This window comes from Sulfobacillus harzensis (assembly GCF_012933365.1).
Classification (GTDB): domain Bacteria; phylum Bacillota; class Sulfobacillia; order Sulfobacillales; family Sulfobacillaceae; genus Sulfobacillus_B; species Sulfobacillus_B harzensis.
On sequence record NZ_JABBVZ010000172.1, the window covers coordinates 1 to 4,462 of the forward strand.

A 4,462-nucleotide genomic window follows, 5' to 3' on the forward strand; every position below is an offset into this window, starting at 1 on the left:
GCGCTGGTGGAGTTGTTGGAGGAAACCGCCTGCTTTGAGCGAGTGCCCCACACGATGGTTGACGGCCAGCTCTATGTTCCGGCTCAAACCACTAATGCCGTCTACCGATAGGCCGAAAACATACGGCTGGCTCAACGGCGATAATCAGTTCATAGGCTTCCTGCACGCGCACGTCGTCTTCTTGGCCAGTCCAGAATTCCACACACGGCTCCAAATACCTAATGGCACGAGCCCTGTCTCCGTTGATGACGTGAATCATGCCAAGGTTTTGCAGGGCGAGGTGGTATAAGGTGGGCGCTTCATCGGCGTATAATTCGCAAGCTTTTTGCGTCCACTGGTAGGCGGAGTCCAGATGACCCAATTCTAACTCGCAAGCCCCAAGCCCGTGAAATACGCGACCACGATTAGTGCGCGACGGTGTCACACCACTGGCATCGCGTGCTCGCGTATACATCGCGGCCGCCATGTGCCAGTCCCGCTTACGGAATAGGGTGGTTCCCAAACTCAGGGTTAACCGGAAGGCGTCGGTTGGCCCGGGGTTGAGAGCGATTAATGCACTGCACAGAATTTGTGACGCGCCTAGTTCCCCGCGTTCCCCGAGCATGCGTTGAATGTGGAATCCGTGCTTGAAGAATTCCTCGTTCACCGCGCCAGCTATCGCCTGGCGAAACATTGTTGCAAGAATGATTGACAGTATGTCGGGTTCATTACTCGGCGACTGTACCAATACATTGAATAATCGATCGGTGGTATCTGACGGGCGGTCGCGGCGCTCCCACCAACCAGAAGCCGCTAACACCTGGGCTTCCGTAGTCCGTCCCTGCGCAATCAATGACAGGCATCGTTGCACTAGTAAATCGTCTCGCAACTGAGGCGCGGGTCCAGATGGCAACAACTCTTCCATCGGCACGCCCAACGCGTTGCAAAGCGCTTGTAACAAATCCCAAGAAGGTGTGACTTCATTACGCTCAATCCGGCTCAACAACGAACGATCACAATGCACCTGCTCGGCTATGGCCGATTGCGTCAGGTGTCGGGAGATGCGGAGTTGTCGTAACTTCTCCCCCATCATGATATGACCCCCCCTCACAAGTGTTTTCGCTGCCCACTCATGCTTTTCCTGTTCTCGTGTGAAAGTTCCGTTCATTGGTGTGCGCCATACGCACACCGTGAATGATTAAGGTACTATACACTTCTTTGCAAGGAGGGATCACAACGTGAAACTACGTGGGATAACCCGTTGGGTCATTCTGGCGGCCGCAGTTGCTATCGGTCTCCTTCACGGGACTCATGTCGGTGTCCATCTTGCGTCGGGGGTCACCGATCCCGGGTACCCCGATGTGTCCGCTGGATTTTAGTAGGGTCCTCCAAACGCAAGGAGTACCAACGCCGAACATGCGCTATGACTGAACGTGTGATAATGGAAGGAGATACAAATATGTTCTCTCTAAAGACAATCATCCCCCTAACCGCTGCAGCCGGATTACTTGCTCTCGCTCCGGCAACTGGGGTCTTCGCCGCGACAACACCAGCCATGGGATCCGTCACTCCAGTGGCGAGACCTGATATTGTAGATGGCCAAACCATCCCGATCGGTTATAGGGTAGGAGACTCGATTATCTATCCTTCTGCCGGCGGATATAGCATTCTGGCGAATCCCAAGGTGAAGTGGACTCCTGCTTTGAGGAAATCCTATATTCAAAACCGCCAGCAATTACGCGACCTGTTGACCTTTGCATCGTCCGCGTATAGTCATTCCCCCGAAGCTCAAAAGGCTGGACCTGTCAACGTATTAGAAATCGAAGACACACTTAACAACAGGAGTATACGCCAAGGGACGACCAATGCCAGCCAAACTAATACTGTAGTAAGCCCTGCGTCAACAAACGGATTCGATCACTACACCTTCAGTGATTCAACCGGTTTTACCGTAGGCTCCTCCGATGAGGGTCTGATCCAGGACAACTCCGTCTTGACCGCTCAAGCCAATGAGTTTGGTGGAACAGGATTCGAGAATCCGAACAATTATCTGGGTTGGCGGCCAAATACAACCGTCACCGACGTTGCCGGAACAAACCAATCGCTCGATCTTAGTTTCATCTGGACATTCCATGGATGGAGTTACGGTCTGTCTTATCCCTCCCCATCCGTGGCCCCCACGAGCACCGGTGGCACGTGGAATTCTGGCACACAGTATACTTGGCAATATACCTGGGCTCCGTCTTCGCAACCCATTTATGCCTCCCCGGGAGTGGAAAGCTTGACAGGAACCACCGAACAAATCTCGGCAACTATCAATTCCGCAAGTTTGTCGGGCGCCATTACCGGCTACAGCGGGTTTCATACTATCGGGTGGATGAATGATGCCATTGAAGGTAACGGCTAACAGTTCCGATGATCCACAGTTGTGGCGAGAAGATTGGGCTTTGCCCAATCTTCTCGTTTATAGTGACGTTATATGGTGCAAGGAACACGATTAATAAACCAAGTTTACGAGCAGAAACATGGAGAGGTGACCAATGCGTATCCAAAGCGGAATCGTCGGGGCGTTGTTTAGTGGGGTACTGTTGGCGACGAGCGGTTGTGGCCTACTTTCGAAGGCGCCAGTTACACAAACGCCGCCTCGTGTAAAGCGGTCATCGATACTGGCATCTCACGGGTTGCGAAGTTGGCGGATTACGCTCGACCCGGATCTCAATTTTACGATTAATTATCGGGGCCGGTCTCCATTGTCTCACCCTATATATACCTTATATACGCGGCCCAAACCGACAGTGGTGTGGCATCAATTTTTCACGACGGGCCAAGGTGTCGTAAAGAGTCGTAAGTGGGGCAGTACCATCGCCGGTGGTGGGAATTTCGTCGGACAGGCAAAACTTGTCGTGACTTGGGCTACGGGGAACCAATCCCATAAAGGCTATGCTATCTATCGCATTCGTGCGTTGAAATAAGGCCAGCGGTTCCATGGCCCATAAATTAATAGCAGTAGACATGCCTTCCGCAGCTCCGCTGGCGGCTTTTCGTGCGCAAACATTTTGAGTGGAGTATACATCCTGATGTCCGAATTTCAATGGTGGGACGTGTCAGCTCCCGACCAGCCTTCGGATGGTCCGGTCTACGACACATACGTTCTGGCCCCCAAAGACTGGTCCGCGCATCAAGTGCGTGAGGCGCTGGCCGCCCGGGAAGACACGGAGTCGGCCGCCAACGCCGTGCGCTTGTTCGCGGTTTTGGAGCCCGCTGATCATTTGATCGTCGACGGGGCGCTGTACGTGAAGGTGCAGGGACAAGCCGACATCTTGGGCGAGCCGTCTCGGATTCCGGGAGTCCAGCGCATTATCGCCGCGACCGAGGCGTTGGGGCTGTATGATCGGGAAAACGACGAAAAGTAAGGAGGTGGATGCCGATGGCAGCAACTCTGGTTGAGCTGACTCACAAGCTCTTAAATTGTGTCGAATGCGGCACAGAACGATTGTGTCTAACGCGGCTTGGTCGCTTTAATGCTACGGTATTTTGTGACCAATGTCGCTGCGTAACGCAACATGAAGCGGGTATGAGCCCGTTTAATGCATGGCGCCTGTTCGACTAAGATGCAATGCGGCTGTCCCGGCGCGGAAAGGGGAAATCAGAATGGCACACGAGGATCGCTGTACCCCGTTCGCAGACGTGTTGGGCGACTTGATTATTGAGACGCCCACACCAGACGAATCCGAGCGGCATCCCTATAGCATTAAGAGCGGCGGACTCAAGACAAGGAAACCGTTCTGATGGACTTATCCATTTCTGATCATTCCTGACCAAATTTGGTGCCACCTTCCTGGTTCATCGCGTCGCGGCTTCTTAGGGTCTCAAGGACCGGTCGTCCACCGGAGGGCGCTCCCCAGGCTCGTCACCGAGCAGCGCTGCCGTTAGGCAGGCACGGGTTGGGAGCCCCCAACCGAACTCTCGGCCACTTTTTGCAAGTTGATCGCGGCGTTCCTATCTCGGTCATGATGTGTCTGACACTGCGGGCAGGTCCAGTCCCGCACGGATAGGGACATGTTCGCCACTTTGTGCCCGCACACGGAACAGCGTTTGCTACTGGGATACCAGCGGTTGACCACCACGACCGTTTTTCCGCGTTGGGCCGCTTTGTATTCCAATTGGCGGCGAAATTCCCCCCATCCCATGTCCGCAATAGCCCGCGCGAATTTGTGGTTCTTCAGCATCCCGTCCACATTGAGATCTTCGATAGCGATCACATCAAACCGTTCGACGAGCATCGTGGTCAGTTGATGCAAGGCATTCGCCCGGATGTTCGCTATCCGGGCATGGAGCCGGGCGATGCGCCGTTGCGTCTTGACCATGTTCTGGGACCACGGGATACGCAGGCCCTTCGGGATGGGTGTGTTTAGTCAACAGGAAATCCCCAATTTGGCCAAAAAAATTCCCCAGGGTGGTGGGGAATTTGTCCTTCCAGATT

6 protein-coding genes are annotated in these 4,462 nt (G+C 54.1%); 4 read left to right on the forward strand and 2 right to left on the reverse strand.

The annotated features are described in order from the left end of the window. Positions 1-91: 91 nt before the first annotated feature. Positions 92-1,072, reverse strand: coding sequence for a helix-turn-helix domain-containing protein (locus HIJ39_RS21570; protein WP_169103103.1), 981 nt, complete (start codon positions 1,070-1,072; stop codon positions 92-94). A 145-nt stretch (positions 1,073-1,217) separates the two neighbouring features. Here HIJ39_RS21570 and HIJ39_RS21575 point away from each other — a divergent pair, with 145 nt between their 5' ends. The 4 genes from HIJ39_RS21575 to HIJ39_RS21590 all read left to right on the forward strand — a co-directional run bounded on the left by HIJ39_RS21575 (position 1,218) and on the right by HIJ39_RS21590 (position 3,768). Then, positions 1,218-1,358 carry a hypothetical protein gene (locus tag HIJ39_RS21575; RefSeq protein WP_169103104.1) on the forward strand — a complete coding sequence of 47 codons (141 nt, stop codon included), beginning with the start codon at positions 1,218-1,220 and terminating at the stop codon, positions 1,356-1,358. Between the two features lie 80 nt (positions 1,359-1,438). Beyond that, positions 1,439-2,386 (forward strand): hypothetical protein, encoded by a 948-nt coding sequence (locus tag HIJ39_RS21580; protein ID WP_169103105.1) that lies wholly within the window; start codon positions 1,439-1,441, stop codon positions 2,384-2,386. Between the two features lie 670 nt (positions 2,387-3,056). Further along, the gene (locus HIJ39_RS21585) at positions 3,057-3,392 is read left to right on the forward strand and encodes a hypothetical protein (RefSeq protein WP_169103106.1); all 336 of its coding nucleotides are present in this window, start codon (positions 3,057-3,059) and stop codon (positions 3,390-3,392) included. Positions 3,393-3,630: 238 nt separating this feature from the next. After that, positions 3,631-3,768, forward strand: coding sequence for a hypothetical protein (locus tag HIJ39_RS21590; RefSeq protein ID WP_169103107.1), 138 nt, complete (start codon positions 3,631-3,633; stop codon positions 3,766-3,768). 140 nt (positions 3,769-3,908) lie between these two features. On the opposite strand, the gene HIJ39_RS21595 is transcribed toward HIJ39_RS21590, so the two are convergent. Then, the gene (locus HIJ39_RS21595; RefSeq protein ID WP_169103108.1) at positions 3,909-4,346 is read right to left on the reverse strand and encodes an RNA-guided endonuclease InsQ/TnpB family protein; all 438 of its coding nucleotides are present in this window, start codon (positions 4,344-4,346) and stop codon (positions 3,909-3,911) included. Positions 4,347-4,462 lie beyond the last annotated feature (116 nt).